Below are 22,202 nucleotides of genomic sequence, written 5' to 3'. Positions count from 1 at the left end.
TACAACGAATATAATGACTCGTTAAAATCAGACCATTTGTTTAGTTAAGAATTTGTGGGACGGAAGGTGATTAACGAAGCGTCAGTTACACGAAGCCATTGACCCTCTTTCAGTTTCACGATACTCTCGGTACGACCAATCGTTCCGCCGATTAACTCATAGAGAATGGAATCCTTTTCTTTCTCAAGAATTTGTAAATAACCGTAGCCTTGTTCCAAGGAAATCGTATAGGTCCCGGCCTTAATATCTGTCCCTACTTCCCAAATGCCAGCAGTCAGGTCAGTTTTCAGGGATGTGGGTGCAGTGAAAATATTTATAGAATCATACCCTCCATCGGCTCGCACTGTATAAGATTCTTCCACAGACACTGTCAGACTTGTAGCACCGGCATAATCCCCAACAATCTCCCGCAAAATTTGCTCTCCTTCGGAATCGAAAATGGAAATATTACCAGTAGGGTAGCCCGTAATCATATAACGGCCAGTCTTTAGTGTCAATTCTTCCCCAGTCTTAGGGACAACTGGAACCGAAACATCCTCAGCTTCCGGATTGTTGCGATCCACAGTCGTAAAAATTGCAGGGTTCACAGGCTTGATCAATTCATCTTTTTCCTCACCTGTCAGCTCATAGTTCTGCTCATATCGAACTGTTTGCTCAGCGGTTGGGATATGTTTAGCCTGACAACCCGACAAAAGCAGCCATACAAACACTAGTACGCCGCCATTATGAATAATATTTTTCATAATACTCCACCGTCCCGAGTGGCCCTACTGTCAGATGATGTCCAAACTGACCAAGTATCTGCTCAATCCACCGTGTTTGTTCCGGTAAGGTTAGACCGTCCAGTGGGATACAGAGTAAATGCTCTGCGATGTACACATGTGCAGGAGGAAGTTCAATCTTTGTCTTCAGTTCATCATAACTAACTGGGGTCAACTCTACCTTTAAATAGATGTCTCGATCTTCTGTAAAACGCTGCTCATGGACAATTTTACCTTCTTTTAAAAAGATGACTCGGTCTGCATATAGATCGAGATTTTCCAATAAATGCGATGCGACGAAAATTAGTTTGCCTTTACGTTTCATTTCCAACAAACAATCTGAAATCAGTGCAACGTTCGTAACGTCGAGCCCATTCATCACCTCATCCATCAGCATCACAGTTGTATCTGCTGCCATCATCATTGCAAAGCAGAGCCGCTGACGCATTCCGAGTGAATATGTTTTTGCTTTCTTCTTCACGTAATGGGTCATCTGAAGTTTGTCGATAATGGCGGGGACGTGTTTTGACGAGCCGTTCCACATAGAGGCATACAGATTCAAGTGAGCGGTACCAGACAGTTCATCAAACAAATCCTTCTGTTCAGGAAATGTCGTCAAAAGTTTATGGATCAGGACCTCTTCCTTCTCATTCCGATAAGTATACTTCCCATCAATAAGCACCCGGCCGGAATCGGGTTTCGTATAATTCGCGATAATATTGAATAATGTCGTCTTTCCTGTTCCGTTCGGCGCTGCAACTCCGATGATTTCTCCCTTTTCAGCAGTGAAATTCAAGTGATCCAGTACGATTTTATCCTGATAGGCGATTGATAGATCTGATAGTTTTAACAAGGTTATCCCTCCAGTTTTAGTTCTGGCTACCGCGCACTGATGGATTTGGGAAGTACTGTAGTTTTGTCTTCATGTATAGCACAGCCATCATTACGAGTGATAATCCGACGAACCATGAGAGTGCGTGCTGATAGTCCATAGATGCAGTTTCAAACCGCAACGCAGCCTCTCCGCTTAAAACAGCACCGATATCGATCATAACAAGAGGACGTAGCCAGCTTGCATCGATGCCTGCTGAAAGAAGCAGGGAGGGCAGCAACAATAGGAAAACGATGGATAAAACCGTTGCATACATATTTTTAGTTAGGTCGTTTACTAAAATGGAAGCAACTAATAACAGAAAACTGATGAGTAGAAACGCTAGAAGCTGCAAAAGTACATAATGGACAGTTGATACGGCTGTGAAATTACCGCTTGAATAGAGGAGGACTGGTGATGTAAAGCTGCCCCATCCGGTTTTCATGGCCACATACACACTACCAATTCCAATACCTGCAACAAGGAAAACGAAGATTTGTCCCAGGTGAATTCCTACTTTACTGAACATTTTCTGTAAGAATGAGACAGGCAGTCCGTTCATGACGGAGCGATTCTGCTGATCATGCAATAGCATACTGCTGCCGATCAGCAGGACAAGGAGACTAAATGGTAAACCACCGATTGTATCAAGTGCAGCAGGTATGTAATTGCTTGCAACGAACGGATCGGGAGTGATGGAAACACTATGCTTCTGATAATAGTTCAACAAAGCAATTTCTTTATGAATCTCTTCTTTTGAGAAAATGTAGTTTGGATGAATACCTTTGTTTCCCGCTTCGTGCAATTCGAGACGAAGTTCATTAAGCCGAAGCCCATCCTTGATGTAGGAGGCGTTTTCTTCTTCATCCCAAAGGTAGAACCGTTGCATATTGATGAGAGAGGCTTGCTCAGTAAGATTATCGTAAATATTCTGCCCTTCTTTTGTCTCTCGCATCTCCTCAGGGAAGGCTTTGAAGATTGAGTGGAATTGCTCAGCCTCTATGTTTTTCTGGTCTCGCAGCGTTTCGATATCAGTTTGACTGTACTGTAAATAATAAATCGGGAAAAATAAGATAATCGCGATTCCAAGTAGCCAATTTTTTCGATTGTGTAGCAACATCTTTGTTTCAAATAGGATGTAGTTCCATCTCATAGTTTGTCTCATTCCTTATCAGATGATTTCATCGAGACTGATAGAGTCTTCGTTTGGTGATTACACGAGAGAGGACAAATAAGACGGCTTCGATGATTGCAACTGCAACTAGTAGTACAATAATCCCTTTAGCTAACGTAATCGTCTCAGTGTTTAATAAGAAATTCTTTTCACCTGTCACAATTTTCCCGAAATCAAAATAGGTTTGCGGAAAATAGCTGATATCGATCCCTAAGATGTCACGAGTCGTTCTTGTGTCGTATAGACGTTCCGAAAAGATTACTAATGTGCCGAGCATGAGGACGAGCCACTCGTTCTTCACTAGTAGACTGAGAATGACATTGATGCGTATGAAAAGAAATAGTAACAACGGGAGGGCAGCTAGTGATAGACCTATAAATTTCAACATACTGATTACTTCATATTCTTCGATTGAAAATGTATTTTGAGCGGTCATAATGGGCACATGTAAATTGGCATAGCCGAACCCGAATTGCGAGGATAAGACAAAAAAGCCTGTAAGAAGCACAGTGATTAAGACGAGAAGTGTATAACTAAATGCTGCTAGTGTTTTCAAGTTTAACTGACGATACCAGGACATGGGCAGACCTTGTAACACAGTCCGATGAGGACGGTCACGTGACAAAATATCACTGCTGAAGTAAACGGCACAAAATAAGAAGAAATAAAATCCATACGTGTGTAGAAATGTTTGCAATGATTGCATACCGGTCTTTTCAAATAGCAGGGCTTCCGTTATGCGCCGATCATTCATCAAGTAATCCTCATAACGGAGCATCGTCTGATGATACAGATGCTCCCGATCTTTGCCGGGGTAAGGAGAGTATTTGAACAGATTTTCATCTTGCAGATAAACGGAAGGGTCAGACTCAAGATAATAGGAGCGCAAGTGGAGATACCGTAAAAAATTGCGGTCTTCATAGGAGTTGAGTAGTGCGCTGAACAATCCATAGTTATAATCATTTCTGGCAAAAACCGGATCTCCCGTCATTAAAATAATTCCAGTATTTCCGCTCTTTAAGCGCTGATTTTGCTCCACTTCAACCCCGGTTAAATAATCCCTTATTTCTTCTGGGTAGAACGTTTCCTTAGTTTCTCGATTCGGGACGAGGAGAAAGCAATAACTGATAAGTAATACCCCGATGAACAGAAGAAAAGGAATCGTTCGCTTGCTTTTGGCGGTCAGTAAAAATTCATGTATCAAATAGGTGCGATTCATCCCAGCTTCCCCTTTTTAGTAAACTCATCATGAATTCACTGTAAGTATAATGGAAATCTATGTATCAACTATACAGTGTATTCTAAAAATTACAACACCAAATCAGTTGCTATTTTGTTCAGGATAAACAAAGGAGAGTGTCTCGCCATGCTTCAATAACTGTAAATGACAATCATTCAGTTCGCGTTGTCGCCATTCAGTAAGTAATCGACCCAAAGCTTCTTCCGTCGTATCATCAGCTAGATAAAACGCTCCGTAGTGCATCGGAATGAACACCTCAGCTCCGATATCTATAAAGGCCTGTATCGCTTCTTCAGGTGTCATATGTTGAGTCCCCATAAACCATTCGGGCTCGTAGGCACCAATCGGCATGAGCGCATACGTAATATCTTGAAATTTTTCGCCAATCTCACGAAATCCTTGGAAATACCCACTGTCTCCGGCAAAGTAAATCGATTCGGGTTTATGCAACGCTGCAGTCGAAGGCTCCATATACCGTTGAATGATCCATCCACCCCAATGTGATGTATTTGTATCTGTCAGCGTACGTTTCGACCAATGCTGAGCCGGAACAAAGTGGAATTCAACAGACCCGATACGCACCTGTCCCCACCAAGGTAGCTCATAGACGCGATTTTCCTTCATCAGCTTTCGCACTTTACGCCCAAGTCCTTCAGGAACCAGTACGGCAGGAGTTCCTTTCAGTTTCTTCAGCGACGGGACGTCCATGTGATCATAATGCGAATGTGAGAGCAAAATAATATCGACTGGTGGGATTTCATCCAGCGACAGCCCCGGCTCTTCCAATCTCCGACCAAATCCCATCCGACTTGCCCAAACGGGATCAGTCACAATTGTTAAACCAGCAAGTTGTATGAGAAATGTCGAATGCCCGATCCATGTAATTGTTAACTGATCCTGATTCGTGTGGAGCAACGCTTGTTGCTTGTGGGGAGCTTGTCCCATCATGAAACTCATATCTTTCTTTTTCTTGAAACGTTCCTTTTGCCAACGTAGCAATTCACCAAATGTTGCGGGACGTGCAGTTGGATCTAGGTTCCGGTATCGTTTTTGTTTCATATGTCATCACTCCTTCTAAAAGTAAGTGTAGTCGACTTATCTAACATATGCATGTGGTAGCTGCAAACAAAAAAGCAGGCACCCAAGTTAGGCACCTGCTAGATATCTTTAATTTCCATTTAAGCACAGTTTGCATTTGTTACATGATTGAACTATCCTCATCTTCACTCGGTTTCGCACGATAAACAACAAACGATAGAACAACCGCGATAATCGACATTGCAAACGCTATAAAGTAGACCAATTCAACACCCGATACTAATGCTAGATTTATCGTCGCAGGATCGGTCGGCGTTGCAGATTTCTGTAACACATGTAACTGTCGTGCATTCATGATGCTGATGAACACTGACACCCCGATAGCGCCTGCAACCGGTTGTAGTGTGGACATCACGGCGGTCCCGTGTGGATAGAGACGTTTCGGTAACTGGTTCAGTCCATTCGTTTCAGCAGGCATCATAATGGCTGAAACGGATAACATGATGAGGATGTAGCTAACTACGACCACCCATACAGGCGTATCGACAGTTAACTGACTCATCATGAACATCGTGCCGCTTAACACAAGTGTTGCAGGAATCATTAACACGCGAGGTCCAAATTTATCAAATAAGGCACCCATAAACGGCGACATGATCCCGTTTAAAATACTTCCTGGCAACAGAACCAATCCTGCTGTCGCTGCCGTAAGAGCGAGTGGGCCTTGCATATAGATCGGCAAAATGATTTCTGAGGCGAACATCGCCATGATGATGATTAAAAACATCACGACAGCATGTGAGAACATCGGATAACGGAATACGCGCATATTCATGATTGGTTCGTCGAGCTTCAATTGACGCCAGACGAATAAGGCAATGCCAATCACCCCCATGCCGATGAACAACCAAACAATCGGGCTCTCAAACCCATCCTTACTTTCACCGACGGAACTGAATCCATAGACAATGGAGCCGAACCCGATTGTGGAGAATAGTAGGGAAACGAAGTCAATTTTAGGCTTCGTCACTTCGGACACATTGACCAAATACTTATACGCAAATGCAATCGAGAACAACGCAAACGGGATGACGATGATAAACAAATAGCGCCAACCTAAGTATTCAACAATAACCCCAGACAACGTTGGTCCAATTGCAGGGGCAAACATAATGACGAGACCTATCATCCCCATCACTTTCCCACGTCGCTCTGGAGGATAAATCAAGAGGAAGACATTAAAGATAATTGGCATCAATAAGCCGGTTCCGACGGCTTGTATTAAGCGTCCAATAAGTAATATTGAGAACGACGGTGCACTCGCGCAAATGATTGTACCTAACGTAAATACAGTCATCGTTCCTAAAAACAGTTGCCTCGTAGTAAACCATTGTAGCAGTAGCGCAGAAATCGGAATGACGATGGCCATTACGAGCATGAATCCGGTCGCCATCCACTGAACGGCTGTTAAAGAAATTGAGAACTCATCCATTAGTGTGACGAGGGCGATATTCAATAGTGTTTCATTTAAAATAGCGAAAAAGGCACCTATAATGAGTGTTAACATGATAGGGAGCACTTTCACATTCGGGTTATCCGCTAAGTATTCATATTGTTTCTGTTCCATTCAACAACCTCTTTCATTTTTTGTGTGGTTAGCTTAACTACTATTAATAGTACTTTCGGATAATCCCTAGCATGTCAACAAAGGATGAAATTTCTGCTGACGAAAAACGATCTTCAATTTCAGCGATCGCTTGAGTTAATGAGTGATCCATCCGTTTGTAGTCCTCCACGATTTTAGGGGTGACGTTTAAGTAGTTGACGCGTTTATCGGTAACACTTGGTGTTTTTGTGACAATCCCTTTTGACACCAATTCATTTACTTTCACCGTCACCGCCGAGCGGGCCACGTGAAGTGTGTCTGCGAGAAAACTAGCCGTACAGTTTTCGTTATACAAGATCACTTCCATATACAGCAGACTATTATAGGACAAATTTCCATATACCTTTTTATGGTTCATTTCTCTAAGGCTTTTTAAAATCTGCTCATAATAGAATTCGTCCAACGCATGTATAAGTTTCATGTGAACACATCCTAGTTGTTAAGTAAAACTAATTATAATTGTTTAACTAAATATTGCAAGTTTTGGGCTCACTAGTTAAAAATTCATTCTACTTTCCCATAGGATAAACTAATTTTTTGGATCATATTCCTTTTCAAAAGGTACATGTTATAGTAAATATTACTTTCTACAAAAAACCTATACGTTAAGAGGGGTTTTCAACAACATTAATGGGTGGTTTTAATTGAAACTGAAATGAGAAGGAAGGTATAACTATGGGATTAGGATATATAATTGCGTTGATCTTATCCATTACGATAGTGATTAATCTTTTATTGTTAGTGGGAGTATTGTTTTTCGAAAGACGCGATATTGGGAATACGTGGGCGTGGATATTGGTAATGGTATTTATTCCTATCGCGGGCTTTTTCATCTATCTATTCCTTGGACGGAATTTGAAGCAAAAGAACTTCTATAAGCTGACGGATGAAGAGAGAAGAGAAATTGATACGGAAGTGGATCAGCAACTATCGACAGTCTATAGAGAGAACGTTCAACAGTCTCCGATACTTAAGAAACATGGCGAACTAATTCACATGAACTTGATATCATCAGACGCGTTATTATCCTCGGATAATGACATTCAGGTCTTTGACGATGGACATCAGAAATTCGATTCACTCATTGCGGATATCCAAGCAGCCGAGAAGGAAGTTAATATTCAATATTACATCATCCAATCAGACACATTGGGCACTAGACTTCGTGATGCCTTGACGGAACGAGCTAATGCAGGGGTGAAAGTTCGCCTTCTTTACGATGAGGTCGGATCTAAAAAAACCTCGCCTAAATTTTTTGATGAACTGCGCGCAGCAGGTGGCGAAGTTGAAGTGTTCTTCCCGTCTTTTTTCAGATTAATAAACTTTAGAGTGAATAACAGGAATCACAGGAAACTGGTCATAATCGATGGGCGCATTGCGTATATAGGAGGCTTCAATGTAGGAGATGAGTACCTCGGTCTGGATAAAAAATTCGGATACTGGCGGGATACTCATCTCAGAATCCAAGGGAAGGCGGTCCATCACATTCAAGGGAAGTTCATACTAGACTGGCACCGTGCTGGAGATAATAAACCTGGCGAATGGGATGAGTATGCATTTTATCCAGAGCAGCAGGGGGGAACAATCCCCATTCAAATCGTGTCTAGTGGACCGGATTCTGTGACTGAGCACTTGAAAAATATGTACATCAAACTCATTCTATCAGCGAAAAAGACTGTGTTCATCCAAACTCCGTACTTCATTCCCGATACGAGTTTTATGGATGCATGTAAAATAGCGTTGTTATCTGGGGTCGATGTACGGATCATGATTCCGTGCAAACCAGATCATCCATTCGTCTATTGGGCAACGTGGGCCTATGCAGGAGATTTACTGGATTACGGAGCTAATATTTTACTTTACGAAAATGGCTTCTTGCATGCAAAAACAATAGTCGTTGACGAGGAAGTGGCAGCAGTAGGGACGATGAACATCGACTCTCGAAGTTTTCACTTGAACTTTGAAGTGAGTGCAATCGTTTACGATGAAAAAGTGGCGAAACAGCTATCTGAATTGTTCTTGAAAGACATGGAAGTCAGTTCGGAGCTGACGCCTGAACGGTATGCAGAGCGGTCAGTCGTCATTAAATTCAAAGAAGGTATCTCGCGTCTTCTATCACCTGTATTGTAAGAGTAGAACAAAAAAACGGAAAGCCTCTTTCTTTGTGAGAGGGCTTTCCGTTTTTATTGGTTATACAAACACTAAGTTCAATTTGCCTTCTTTCAATTCAAGCATGGCGTCGAACTTCTGGCCGTTTGCATGAGTAAACCCTTTAATGACGTTCGTTTTCCCTTTCGTACACAGCAGTTTTACTTGGGCTTGGGTAAGATTCTTTTTCAGGAACTTCCCAGGAAACGTCTGCTTACAGCCGTTTTTGTAGTTGCTGCAGCCGTAAAACTCTTTTCTTGCGACAATCATACCATTCCCACATTTCGGACAGGGTGCGACTTCAGTTGCTGTATAGGATTTTCGACTAGAAGATTTGGATGGTGGCAACACAATATCGATTTTTTGTTGTTCTAGCTGTACTGGGACGTCTTCTAGCAGTTTATAGATGAACTTCGACACACTTCCTAAAAAATGCTGCCCCGTTCCTTCACCATTTCCGATTTTCTTCAAATACGTTTCCCATTTCGCAGTCATTGAGGGGCTAGCAAGCAAACTGCCTTCGATTGACTGACAGAGGACACGTCCTTTATCCGTAATCGACACAATGTTTTTCGTAACAGAAATATAGCCATGTTTTTTAATTGTCTCGATAATATTACTTCGCGTCGCCTCAGTGCCGAGTCCTTCAATTTCTTTTAGAATATCAGTTTCAGTCTGATCTTCAACAAGCTTCCCGCACGTTTTCATCATCGCGATCAATTGACCTTCTGTATACGGTTTGGGTGGTTGAGTCGCACCTTCTTTAATGCCGATCTCACTTTGAACCGTTTCGTTCTGCTCGAGAGGTGGAAGGGCAGGCTCATCTGCTTCCTTCCCCTTTTTCGGAGGTGTGGCAAACAGCTCTTTCCAGCCTTTGTCCACCTCCGTTTTACCAGTAGTAAAGAAGGGAAGTCCATTAACGTCAGTCGTCACTTTGGTTTCTGTATATAAATAATCGCGGTGGAACATTGCGAGTGCAGTCCGTACGACTTCTTCATATAAATTACGTTCCAACGGTGCTAATCTAGCAATCGTAGCTGCTGTTGGAACTTTTTTCGTCGGAATTATTGCATAGTGTTCCTGTACTTTCGAACTGTCGACAAAGCGCTTTTTTGGCGTCTTCGAAGCGATTTCGAATGGTTGCCCAATGAGCTCTTGGTATTTTTCAACGGATGCCGCTAAATAATTAAACTCACTCGGTGTGATATGACGCGTGTCCGTCCGAGGATATGACACGAGTTTCTTCTCATACAGCGTCTTAATACGTATCCCAATTTTAGGTCAATCTCCTTTTCTACACGTTTTCATTGGTATAAGTCTTGTTCGACTTTTTCATAAAGTCGAACAAGACTTATGGTTTTTAATAATCATAATCATCTTCCTCCAAAACATCACTTTTGGGTTGGAACTTAACGACATTATTTGTCTGATCGTCTATAGTAAAATTACCTATCTCTAAACGTTTGCTGAACTCGTCAATGTATGCAGCAGGATTTCCGAAAGTTTCAGACAATGCATAATTCACTATATCTGATTTCGTACTACCCCTTTTCATTACTTTATTTAATTCTTTTTCAGATCCTATAATATTGTAGAATAGCCCGTCCAATAAAGACTGTTGATTGCTGTTTTTTTGTTCTAATATTTGAATTCGTTCATCCTTTTTTACAATCTGTTCTGATAGGCTTCGGGAATTACTTTGAAGCTTATTAATTTTATTGACAAGCCTATCTAACAAATCATTATAAGGAAGGAGATATTTAATTAACGATTCTTTATCTCCATAATTCTTTTCTATCACATCAAGGATGTCAAAAACGTCTAAGTCCTCTGTTTCGGATAAGGGTATGGTTCTTTTTTTTACTAAATTGTATTCGTCTACTAAATGTTTTCCTTTTGTTTTCCACCACGTATATCCAGGATAAAAATCAACTTGGCCATTATCATACTGCGATTTAACGAAATCATAGATGTCTTTATATGTGATTTTAGATTTGATATTATGGTTTTCATCATATTCAACAATCAGTTTCCTCAATGAAGTCTCTTTTTCTATATCATCCAAAATGCCTTTAGTACCGATTTTATTCATTATCTGAAACCCCTAACATAGACCGTAATTTTGCAATCCGTTTAATATCTAATTGAATTTCCTTTGACGTTGAAGATAAGTCTCGTTTTGTATTATTATTGACGTTTTCTGTGTTATCGAATTGCAGATCAAATAGCGACTGTATAAACTTGATTTTCCCTCTTGTTTCTTCATAAAGTAAATTCAAGTCAAAAGCAATTTGATTTCTTTTTTCTTCTAGTTCTTGATTGGAAATAGACCAATGTTTACAAAAATAACAACCTCTATGTTTCCAATTGAAACTAGGACAGGGCATAGTTTTGTCCATACAAGAGCCTAAATCTAATTTTAAATATTCCTTTTCCTCCACATTCTTGTTTATGTAATTTTTTTTGCTTTGATTCTCAAAAATATCTTGGGATTTTGGATGTAAAAGTGAAATTTCATTGTCATTAAAAGTTGAATTTATTGGTCTATACTGATTGAATTCCTTCTCCATTTTCTGTATTTCAATGTCCATCCAGTTTTCCATATGATTGAAATAGCTATATTGTATATCCTCTGTAATATGTCCTGCCAATCGCTGAATCTCAACCTTGTCATATCCCTGCATCATCATATTAATAATTGCGATGTGTCTTAAATCGCCAAGGTTAATCATTGTATCTATACTACCGATTGCTGAATCAGATATAAATGCCTCTTTTGATCTTGTTGAGTAATTTCTCCGGTAATGCTTATTTATAGAAATAATATTGATTTTATATTTCTCGTGTACTATTTCTTTGAAAAAACTTGCTATTGTATTATTGAAATTATGATAGTTAAACAAAGAATTATCATCATATGTTTTTTTATCATCGCTGAAATAATGACGATAAACCTTATGTGAAATTAAATAATTCGATAGTCCATACTGTTCCGAGCGTATTAAATAGTTTTGAAAAAGGTCGTACAATTCTTGAGGGATAGGTAACGTGTCGTATTCAATGTCTGTTCGATGTGTACTAATTCGATCGTACTTCATTCTTGGAAAGGTGATGAAATAATTTCCATCCTTTAATGAAAAACAATTTCTTTTAATGTGACAAAACTCAATTACCCTCATAGGGATAATAGTTGTTAGATTCCACCATAAAACAAGAGGAAAATATTTAAGTAATTTTTCACTATCGTTTTTTACCGCTTCTTCGTACCAACTGTCTAGACATTGTTTTATGGTTAAAATATCTTTGAAAGACGGCAACTTTCTGTAGTTTTTTTCCAATTTGATTTTCGCTTTATGTTCGTTTAAATCATTTATGAAATATACAAATTCATCTCGATTATAAAATTCTAAAAAATTGACAAGATCCGATATAAATCTATACATAACATTGTTAGACACTTTTTTGACGTTATATTGATTTTTTGAACCTCTACGGATAAGATTGCTTTCCTGAATCATTTCCAATAATTCACTATGTTCCCTAAGACCCTTTGTAGATAGAAAAGCAGTAACAAGGTTTAAAAGCCTAGCCTTTGTAACCGTTATAGAGCTTTCATTAAGTTTTTTGGCCATCCAACATTTCACTGCGATAAATAATTCCTCTTTATTTTCAGTTGTACCAAATTTTAAAGAGTGGGAAATCATCGTGTAATCAAAAACCACGTTACTTCGCGTGAACTCTTCATTAAAAATCCATTTACTATCTTCAAAATTTACACTAACTTTTTTAACTCTATAATCATGAAAGCTTTCTAAAGACTTCTTTGCCTCTTCTACATTCTTGCTAATATCAAACCCAGCACCTCTTATATCCCCTGGATTAATACTGCTGAAATCAAGCATTAATGATCCTACATTCCTTTTGCTTGCCACACACGTCACCCCCCTAGTATTCCTGAAGTTCTAAAACTCTTTAGTCCTTTTGTTGATAAATCTAGACCTAAGTTCTTTATTCGCTCGGTATTTCCTTCTACAAATCCATCTACAACCTCTCTGCCAAATCTACTTCTTGCTTGATCAACAACGTTATGCAGTAGAAAAAACTGGTTTGCAAGCTTCTGTTTTTCTCCGATGGTTGCACTATCAAACTCTTTTGCTATTTTTTCCATCATAAAGATATAATTGTCCATTATATTTTCTAGCGCATACACATTAATCATTGATGCTGCACAAGTATCACACGATGGTCTTTCACCGTATTCATTCTCATATTTACATTCAGCATAGATACATTGATGGTATCTCTGTTTTGAAGGAAGCGATCCTGTTAGGGATTGGTAAAAAAGGGCACGAAGTCCTTCCATATCAAACTCTGCGAGGTATTTTAATACATGCTCCCTTTCTGTTGTGATTCTGTTAATTAATCCTGCGGTCGCTTCAATTTTAAAAACATCACCGAATTGCTTATTTACCTCTAACATTCTTTCCGTTTCGATACTTTTGTTTGTTTCAGTGCCAAAAAGTATATTCGTTAAGGTTTGTGTTACAAATCCAAATTGATTTCTTTCAAACAATTCATCCACAAGATTCTTCACTTGTTCGTTAGATAGCTTAATATAATGGTTAATGGTTGTTTGATCTTGCAAGTGGCTTCTTGATACTTGTGATTCTTTTAACCCTTTCCCCATATGTCTAAGCACTGACCAGATTAGAGTGTTAAGAGTTCTATTCATCTTTCTGTTTTCAAATTTAAATCCATTAGTAAACTCTGAAAAGAAATCTTTATGTGGATTATATTTTTTCACTAAATGACCTGATAAATCTATTAAGGTAGAACTACTATCCAATGTTGCTCTTCTACGAAACTCACAAATACTTATCGCAGTTGCAAAAGCAACTTTGAGTGGCTCACCAATAGTAAATATTCCTTCAGCACTTACATCTGTTTTATTTATTTTTGTTACATACCTGCTAATTTGATAAATGATATTGTTTGCATCCTCCACCGAAGGATCATTTCTCTTTAACCACTCCAAGTTTTCAATTGAGGTAGTTGATAGATCAATTCTTGGAATTTGTGATAGTACGGTACTATGTCTCCAATTATTTGTTAATTGAACTAGAATATATAACCAGCAACTGTCGTATCGTTTATACTTTGTATAATTCATGCTTTGGATTAACTCAGTAACATCTTGTATTGCTTTCTCTTTATGAAATCCTACACGATTGGTATATTTGTATAGCTCATGATATTCCTCTAAAGAATAAATATCCGTGGCTACTTCCTTAATTCTTTTAAAGGTTCTTGGGTCATTTAATTCATCTACGCTATACGGTAAAGGTAATCCTTCCATAGTAAAAGTTTCAAGCATTTGTTTTAAGAAATAATAGAAATCCCCTTGATAACTTCTTCTAATATTAGGTGTATCGTTAAGAAATTTACTATTGATTTCTTTTCCAGAATAGGAGTATATTTCTTTATTAAAAGTAGTGAATATTATTTCCGTACATCTGGCAAATTGATTAGTTAGAAATGTAATTCTATTCTTATCAGACATCCTAGTCCTAAGAAGGTATTTTTCAACATACTGATACCATAATAATTTTGTGTTTTGCTGAGTTTTTGTAAATTTAATATTTAACACTTGCTCAACTTTGAAAAGAAAATCTTCAAAAGGATCTTCTATCGACATAGAATTCATATCCAAATAAAGCTTATAATCCGCCCATAGATTATCAATTTCGTTTTTTTCATAGAGTTTCATTTGAACACCAAAGTGTGAGATTAATAGCAGTGGGGGATCAACTTTTGTTACCTTTATTCGAACCTTATCTTCTCCGCCTTTTATATATTGCGCAAAAGCATTACTATATTTCGCTTGAATTTGCTTCGCTGTGTAATAATTGTTGCTATATTTTTCAATAAGCCTTGCTTGTTCAGAAAACAATTCGAATACGTGCTCTTTTTCAAAAAGCATTCTGTCTCCATATTTATCTGACACGAATAACAACTTTTCTTTAATTAACCTTTGAGTAGTCGCATAAGAACAATTTAATTTTTTCATAACCTCATCAAGTGACAAATAGTTGTGTTGATTTTTATATTTTTCGAAAGTATGAGTTCTCCACCCCCATTGTCCCTTGCCTGCCACTGTGTTTATTATCTCAGTTAGTTCTTGTGCTATTTCTATTGAAACAAAAACATCTAAATTTCCACCAAGTATAATTTCAGTTGGGTTTAGTTTTTTATAATATTTGTGAATTGTAGCGTCGCTAACAACTTTTTTTAGTTTTGCCTTGAGAGATGCCTTTGGTACATAATTTCTAAAAAAACGTTTTACATCTTCTTTCAAATATAAGTTTTTAATATTTTTATCATATTTTTCAACGTAATATTTTTCTCTGAATTCGACCTTTGAAATCTTACATTCAGCTGGTAATTTTGATATGGATTCTTCTAATTTGTAAATAAAATAGTAATTATTGGGCTTCTTATTAAACTTCTCTTCGGCTATCTCGTAGATTGTCATGTAATCGTTAAAGTTAATTTCTAAGTCCTGACCCAAATTCTTGAACCTCCTTCCACATTTTATTATTTATTGGCATATTTAAGTTTGCTATATTACTAGATTGATCTGGAGAGAGTAAGCCTAAAGCCTTTCGAATATTATAAGTGGCAGTTATAATATCAAAATATGACTCCATTGATTGAGTAGATCTATCACCTCGTAATACGGCCGTCTGTTTTTCATTAAATCCAGCATCTAAACACATGTTTGTAAATACTCCTCTCCCTATATGAGAGCGCCACTTTGTTTGAGAGAAGTCTAAATAATCCTGATATCTACCTTCTGTACCTAATAACATCCCTAAATAAGCATTCTTTAATTTTAAAAAGCGCTTATCATACGTGTCGGCAGACATTGAATTTCCTTCCGTATTATAAAACAATGCATTAGGCTGTTTAGGTCCTTTCACCTTTTTAAGTACCACTTCCATATGATTTTTATATAGATAATTTAAAATTGGATCAATAAGACATGATTGGTCTCTTGGATTTTTCACCTGCATTGTTGAAACATCCTCAAACCTATTAAATAAATCAAGTTGACGATCCCTGACAAGTATCACTAATCCTTCAACACCATAATCTTGCCCATTTTGCGACTTTAAAGCTGTTCTAGTCAGGTTTACGACTTCACCTTTACGTAACCCTCCAAAAATTTGTAAAGCCACTCCAAATGCTATATCAGGTACTTCATGCTTTGCTACGTAAAGTATCTCTCGAATATATTGCAAACGAATAAAGATTCTGTTCTCGTTAGATTCATGATTTTGAGGAACTAAATCTTTTCTTTTAATCTTCTCACGTAAAAGAGTTTCATCTGTCTTCTTGTAGGTAAAGTCTATTTTATAGACTTTTCTGATTTCTTTTCCTGTTCTTACTGAAACTAACTTGAATCTGGGCTTATGCTTTAATACTTTTTCATCCCATAAGTACTTATAAAACTTGGATAAAAAGTTCTCTTTCATTTCTAAAGTGCTATTCTTATTTGATTTTTCATCTACACAATATTGTAAATAAGCATTAGCATGACACTCTTGTAAGTCAACCAATCCTTTGATTGCAGTATAATTTAACGCTTCTTGATTCACTTTATCTAATACAAAGTTCAAGAAGGGAACAATAATTTGCGCCACAGTTAATTCAGTATTTACTGAACCCGAGTTTCTATGGTATTTCTTATACAAAAAATGGCTTATGGGATGAGGGAAAACTTCTTTTGTTTCTCTATCCTCTAGACCAATAATAAATGAAGGTGTACTTACAATTTCTCCACCTTGTTTTCTATTGTATTTTATCGCCTTCCAGACGAATCGATATTTTGCATTATACATTTTATCCCCTCCTCCAAACCTTTAAACCGAACGTTTATTCTTGTTTTTAGTTTGGACGATTTCTGTTTAAAAGTCAATCAAATTCGGGTTTAAAATAATATTTATTCAAAGAGAACTCACTTTTTAATTTAAACACAAAGAACCTGTTTTAAAAAAGGCTAATTTAAAACAGGTTCTCTCTTCACCAAATGCTATAGGATTTTTATAAAGCGATTAATCATTTCTTCCGCCTAAGATTAGATAATGATTAATTCTAACATCTAATTGAACTAATGCACCCTTTAGTTAAAGAGTAATCCTTCACAATCTCTCTTACTGCTATACAAGCGATTTTTACTTATGTGGAAACCGAATTATGTGGGAACGTGTCAACGAAGGCATCAACCACCTACGAACTTATCACTCCCAATGCTTCCTTTGCCATATGTTCATATTCCTCGATGCCTGACACTAATGCAAACTCAGCAATTGAAACTGGGTATGCTGCGTCAAGTTCAATAATATGCTCTTTCATCTTAGGCCAGTAATACCCACCAGCTTCTTTATAAGCAAGAATTAGGGCATCTAACCCTTCTTCACCAAAAGCTTTAAAGTTGAAAATAAAGTCATTCGAAATGTCTGTAACTTTAGCTTCAGTCCAGTCGATTAATCCGGTCACATTAGCATCTTTATCAATCATGGTATGTCCGGCATGTATATCTCCATGAATCAGACCAGTTTTCTTAGGCCACATATCGTCATCATTCACCCATGTTTGCCATCTGTTCCATAGATTCTCACCTACACCAAACTTTGCTCTTACCGCATCCATACGCTGCTTCATTGACATTCTTGCTTCTTCTGGTGTGTGTACTACTAAGTCAAGTTCCACGGCTTTATCACTCGGTATGCTATGAATCTCTGCTAACACTCTTCCAAGAGACTTGTGAAAAGATTCTGGAACATTGTTAATATCTATTTCCCAAACATAGTTCCCTATATTATGATCTATAGTTCCTGCTGGTACGCCATCTAGCTTCTTGTAAGCTATTAGCTCATCTGAGTAAATAATCCAATTTGGCGCCTGAAAAGATTTTCCATACTTATTAACCAAATCTAATGCTTGTTTTTCTACCTTTGTTCTAGGCATAACATCTTCCCGCCTAGGCAATCTAAGAACCCACTCCGTACCACTTTCATCTTGGGCAAATACAACTTGAAAATCCAGTCCGGATTCATTAAACTGTATTGTTTCTTCCTTTAAAATTAGATTATGTTTTTTAGCTATTTCCATAACTTGTTTCATTTCTTTACCCATTCAAATCACTCCTATCTAATTTTTAAAAATTTCGGTAATAAATTTGCTGCATGCTTTGATATAGAATTAATAATTTCATCCCAATCATTATAGTTAAGCTCATGTCCAGAACCATCTAAGGTAACTAATACAGCATTTGGTATAATCTTAGAGAGATGAACTCCATGCTCGTATGGAATAATAGGGTCTTCTATTCCGTGAATTACCAATGTAGGAGCGTTTATTTCAGCAGTTCTTGATAAATATGAACCCCATCCCCTTATAATTCCGTGATTATCCCTACTCTGTAAATTACTAGCCCTATCAAATTCTTCTTCATTCAGTCTTCTTATTTTTTCTTCATCAAATATATGTTTAGAGCCTATAAGAACTTTGCTTTTTTTAATAAAGCACTCTATCACTTCATCTTTGTTTTGCCAATTTTTGATTTTAAGCTCACCTAAAGCTTCTGTTACTTTACTATCCTTTTTAGGAAGGCTAGGGTCAAAATTTGATGTCATAACCAATGAAATAGTAAGCACCCTGCTTGGGTGTTTAAGAGCTACTATCTGCGTAATAATCCCTCCCATAGACATACCGACTATATGAGCCTTATCAACCTTATACGCATCTAGTACCTGAATTGCATCATCAGCCAAGTCCTCAAAAGTATACTCTGGATGGCCATACTCGTAAGTAATTGATTTACCTACATCCCTATTGTCATAGCGTATAACATGAAACCCTTGATCGCTTAATCTCTTACAAAACTCTTCCTCCCACCAAATCATTGATGTAGTAGCTCCCATAATTAACAAGATAGTTGGATTATTAATATCTCCAAAACTCTCAGTACAGATATGAACATCATTAAAACGAATTATTTTTTCTGTCATGAATTATCACCTTTTTTAGTACTTTCATCTGATTAATACTTACCTAGACCAAATAAGACCGAGTAATTCGATCAGCAACAGCTTCGAATAATAACTCCCTAATCATTTCATAATTGTATTCCAGTAAATCTCCCTTTTGTGAGCCTATTAATAAAGCTGCTCTTAAAACGCCAGCAATTACGCTTGGTTCTTCGTCGATAATCTCCTTAGAATCTTGACGTGACCTGATAAAGTCCATAAGAGGGGTGATACTTCTAAGATTCTCTGATCCAACATACTCTGGATTTAGCTTTCTTGATACAAGCTTGTACTCCTCGAGATCGTAAATCAGCCTTTGAGTTAAAATCTTATTTTCTAGCTCCAAAGCCATCTCATCTAAGTATATTTTTATAGCTGAACGTATATCCTCAGCAGCTAAAACCTTTGGCCAAACCTGATTTTCAATTTGCTCTCCCTCATGTGATAACAACTCCATATATAGCATTTCTTTTGATTGGAAAAATACATAAAAAGTACTCTTCGCAATGCCAACAGACGAAGTTATATCCTCAAGGGAAGTACTCTTAAAACCCTTTTCAACGAAAAAACGATATGCCACTTCAAATAATTCTTTTTTAATCCTTTCTTTTTCTAATTGTGTGAATTTAGCCATAGTCCTAAACCTTCTCTTATAAAAACATAAAAACAAGTTTTTCATTTGTTTTTATGTTAGCATAATGTGCATTAAGAAATCAAGGCATACTTAATTTGATTATTCTCATACAGTAAAGTAATGGAATAATATTTTCAGTAAGCTTCATCAACTAAACTGCCCCTATAGCGAAATGGTGCTCTCCTTTATTCAAGATAAGCACCTGTTACTTCAATAACCCCCCTTCGTTATTTATATTAACTCCAAAAAGTCAGTCGTGACCAATAAAAGATAATAATATAAATCATGGTTGTAAAAATAAAATCATATCCACAGTCCTCTCATGATGGTTATAACATATTTTAATAAGATAACGATTATTTTAGTAATTCTAATCTTCCAACCGAGAGTTCTACTATGCAATTTTTTATTTGTGACAGATTTGTCATGTTGCATTATATTACATCGATGGTTGGTAATCCTATTCAGAGGTATAGTATTGACATTGAAAGGGGACTAAGCAAATGAATACAATTATTCAAACGAAAAACTTATCTAAATCATACGGAAAGACTCAGGTCTTAAAAAATATAGATTTAGCTGTTGAAGAAGGTGAGTTTACCGCAATTATGGGTCCATCTGGATCAGGAAAAACAACATTAATGAATACATTATCCACGATTGACACATTTAATGGCGGGAACATTTGGATTGAAGGGACCTCGCTATTGGAAGTAAAAAAGAAATCATTACGTGAATTTCGTCAAAAGCGGATGGGGTTTATTTTTCAAGACTATAACCTACTAGATACGTTGACAGTAAAGGAAAATATTCTTTTGCCACTCTCATTACAAAAGACACATGTTGAGGAAATGGAGAAACGACTATCCAATATCATTCAACCGCTAAACATTGAATCGATCTTAAATCATTATCCATCTGAAATATCTGGCAGGCAGAAACAGCGTACTGCTTCGGCACGTGCTATTATTACTAACCCAGCGATTGTCTTTGCTGATGAACCTACAGGTGCACTTGACTCTCGCTCTGCAACACAGCTACTGGAACAAATTGAATCACTTAATCAAACATTTAAAACAACGATAATGATGATTACACATGACCCCTATGCTGCAAGTTACTGCCAACGTGTCATTTTTCTACGAGACGGTAAGATTGTAAATGAGCTGTTCAAAGGAGAACAAACCCAAAAGGAATTTTTTGATCGCATCCTCACCTTTCAGAGCACTCTAGGGGGAAATCGCAGATGAAATTATTGGATTTATCGTGGCGCAATGTCAGACGGAATTTTAGAATTTACTCCATCTATCTTATTTCGATGATTATTGGAGTAGTTATTCAATATACTTTTTCATCTTTAATCTTTAATGAGGATGTTTTAGCTGCATTAGAAAATGAAGAAAATTTTCAGGTAGGGCTTATAGCAGCATCCATTGTGGTGTTTTTATTTATTATTTTTTTCATACTCTACGCTAATACATTTTTTATGAACCAACGTAAAAAGGAATTTGATTACGCTGTTCAACTCGATGGGAGTACTAAAAATTTCCCAAATGATATTGCTTTCGAATCTCAGGATGAACATATTCAGCATCAAATTGAAACATTGATTCATGAATCAAACCACCCAGTTATCACTCATGAAACGATTGAAGGGATCTTAGTAAATCCCGTTACAAACAGAGATGTTGCCTTTGAACAATCGGATTATCTCACAGAAGATATCCTTTTATTTTCAGAGACCCAATTTAACGATATAGTTGCCTTACGCGGTGATGACCAGGAAGTTAACCTGCATGGCCAAGAGGCTATTGTTCTTTCAAAAATAGATACACCCAAACAGTTCACACAGGATGATCAATCAGAATTCACAGTAAAAGTAGGAGATGAGTCTACTTTTCACCTTATAGAAAGAAAAGACTATGCACTACTTGGCCCTGCCAGTAATTTGAGTAACACCAATGTTTTTCTTCATCTTGCTATATTCATTATCTCGGATGAAGCGTATGCCACTATACAAAATAGTCAGAATACCCAAATGTATGAACTATACCAAATTGAAAATGCTAAAGATGCGTCAGCTTTATCAGCACAAATACAAGCGATTGTTTCGCAATCACCTGATATCTATTATTCAGCTTTTGCGGACGGCTATGCTATTCAAGCTGAATCTTCAGCATTATTACTGTTTACAGCAGCTTTTCTTGCCGTCATCGCTGTATTTGCTTTAGGAAGCATTATATATTTCAAACAATTACGTGAAGCAACAGACGAACAAAAACAATATGCTATCCTGCGTAAAATTGGTGTTAGTAACACTGAAATGAAAAAAGTCATCCGTAAGAAACTGCTTTTTGTCTTCTTGCCTCCACTTATACTGGGAATGCTGCATAGCTTGTTTATTATGAATTACTCTATATTCGAGGAAGTGAGAGACTTCCCACAGCTCACTTCTATCATGTGGGCAATACTAATTATTTATTTTGTTATCTATTTCTTGTTTTACGTGTCGTCAACCAATCTTTACTATAAGATTGTTAATCAACAAAAGTGATAAAAATAAAGCAATGACTGATATT

At 37.3% G+C, this 22,202-nt stretch carries 18 protein-coding genes; 3 read left to right on the top strand and 15 right to left on the bottom strand.

All coding sequences use genetic code 11. The features are described from left to right. Positions 1–44 precede the first annotated feature (44 nt). From N693_RS0113225 to N693_RS19300, 7 genes are all read right to left on the bottom strand, one after another. Positions 45–743, bottom strand: a complete 699-nt coding sequence (locus tag N693_RS0113225; RefSeq protein WP_025785312.1) for a hypothetical protein — start codon at positions 741–743, stop codon at positions 45–47. After that, positions 724–1,614: an ABC transporter ATP-binding protein gene (locus N693_RS0113220; RefSeq protein WP_025785311.1), complete on the bottom strand. Its 891-nt coding sequence runs from the start codon at positions 1,612–1,614 to the stop codon at positions 724–726. Before N693_RS0113220 ends, N693_RS0113225 begins: the two co-directional genes overlap by 20 nt. Positions 1,615–1,630: 16 nt before the next feature. Beyond that, complete coding sequence (locus tag N693_RS0113215; protein ID WP_025785310.1) at positions 1,631–2,785, bottom strand: hypothetical protein; 1,155 nt, start codon at positions 2,783–2,785, stop codon at positions 1,631–1,633. Between the two features lie 28 nt (positions 2,786–2,813). Then, positions 2,814–4,025, bottom strand: coding sequence for a hypothetical protein (locus N693_RS0113210; RefSeq protein WP_025785309.1), 1,212 nt, complete (start codon positions 4,023–4,025; stop codon positions 2,814–2,816). Positions 4,026–4,127: 102 nt separating this feature from the next. Beyond that, positions 4,128–5,105, bottom strand: coding sequence for an MBL fold metallo-hydrolase (locus N693_RS0113205; protein ID WP_025785308.1), 978 nt, complete (start codon positions 5,103–5,105; stop codon positions 4,128–4,130). Between the two features lie 139 nt (positions 5,106–5,244). Then, the gene (locus N693_RS0113200; RefSeq protein WP_025785307.1) at positions 5,245–6,711 is read right to left on the bottom strand and encodes an MDR family MFS transporter; all 1,467 of its coding nucleotides are present in this window, start codon (positions 6,709–6,711) and stop codon (positions 5,245–5,247) included. Positions 6,712–6,754: 43 nt separating this feature from the next. Next, positions 6,755–7,171, bottom strand: coding sequence for a MarR family winged helix-turn-helix transcriptional regulator (locus tag N693_RS19300; protein WP_025785306.1), 417 nt, complete (start codon positions 7,169–7,171; stop codon positions 6,755–6,757). Between the two features lie 254 nt (positions 7,172–7,425). Between N693_RS19300 and cls the strand changes: the two genes are divergently transcribed. Then, the gene (gene cls, locus N693_RS0113190) at positions 7,426–8,880 is read left to right on the top strand and encodes a cardiolipin synthase (RefSeq protein WP_025785305.1); all 1,455 of its coding nucleotides are present in this window, start codon (positions 7,426–7,428) and stop codon (positions 8,878–8,880) included. Positions 8,881–8,940: 60 nt separating this feature from the next. On the opposite strand, the gene N693_RS0113185 is transcribed toward cls, so the two are convergent. The 8 genes from N693_RS0113185 to N693_RS0113150 all read right to left on the bottom strand — a co-directional run bounded on the left by N693_RS0113185 (position 8,941) and on the right by N693_RS0113150 (position 19,623). Further along, complete coding sequence (locus N693_RS0113185; protein WP_256378138.1) at positions 8,941–10,152, bottom strand: type IA DNA topoisomerase; 1,212 nt, start codon at positions 10,150–10,152, stop codon at positions 8,941–8,943. Between the two features lie 106 nt (positions 10,153–10,258). Then, the gene (locus N693_RS0113180; RefSeq protein WP_025785303.1) at positions 10,259–10,990 is read right to left on the bottom strand and encodes a hypothetical protein; all 732 of its coding nucleotides are present in this window, start codon (positions 10,988–10,990) and stop codon (positions 10,259–10,261) included. Beyond that, positions 10,983–12,830 (bottom strand): site-specific integrase, encoded by a 1,848-nt coding sequence (locus N693_RS0113175; protein WP_025785302.1) that lies wholly within the window; start codon positions 12,828–12,830, stop codon positions 10,983–10,985. Before N693_RS0113175 ends, N693_RS0113180 begins: the two co-directional genes overlap by 8 nt. Before the next feature lie 5 nt (positions 12,831–12,835). Continuing rightward, entirely contained in the window at positions 12,836–15,466 is a 2,631-nt protein-coding gene (locus tag N693_RS0113170) for a helix-turn-helix domain-containing protein (protein ID WP_025785301.1), read from the bottom strand. Further along, entirely contained in the window at positions 15,444–16,799 is a 1,356-nt protein-coding gene (locus N693_RS0113165) for a hypothetical protein (RefSeq protein ID WP_025785300.1), read from the bottom strand. Before N693_RS0113165 ends, N693_RS0113170 begins: the two co-directional genes overlap by 23 nt. Before the next feature lie 388 nt (positions 16,800–17,187). Then, positions 17,188–18,096, bottom strand: a complete 909-nt coding sequence (locus tag N693_RS0113160) for an Mph(B) family macrolide 2'-phosphotransferase (RefSeq protein WP_025785299.1) — start codon at positions 18,094–18,096, stop codon at positions 17,188–17,190. An 11-nt stretch (positions 18,097–18,107) separates the two neighbouring features. Then, complete coding sequence (locus N693_RS0113155) at positions 18,108–18,971, bottom strand: alpha/beta fold hydrolase (RefSeq protein ID WP_025785298.1); 864 nt, start codon at positions 18,969–18,971, stop codon at positions 18,108–18,110. A 43-nt stretch (positions 18,972–19,014) separates the two neighbouring features. After that, a complete protein-coding gene (locus tag N693_RS0113150) occupies positions 19,015–19,623 on the bottom strand; it encodes a TetR/AcrR family transcriptional regulator (protein ID WP_025785297.1) in 609 nt (202 codons plus the stop codon). A 503-nt stretch (positions 19,624–20,126) separates the two neighbouring features. Here N693_RS0113150 and N693_RS0113145 point away from each other — a divergent pair. Next, entirely contained in the window at positions 20,127–20,873 is a 747-nt protein-coding gene (locus N693_RS0113145; RefSeq protein ID WP_025785296.1) for an ABC transporter ATP-binding protein, read from the top strand. Continuing rightward, positions 20,870–22,177, top strand: a complete 1,308-nt coding sequence (locus N693_RS0113140; protein ID WP_025785295.1) for an ABC transporter permease — start codon at positions 20,870–20,872, stop codon at positions 22,175–22,177. The genes N693_RS0113145 and N693_RS0113140 overlap by 4 nt, the downstream gene beginning before the upstream one ends. The last annotated feature ends 25 nt before the right edge of the window (positions 22,178–22,202 follow it).

This window comes from Sporosarcina sp. D27 (assembly GCF_000586555.1).
Taxonomy (GTDB): Bacteria; Bacillota; Bacilli; order Bacillales_A; family Planococcaceae; genus Sporosarcina.
This window is presented reverse-complemented; position numbering and strand designations above follow the sequence as displayed.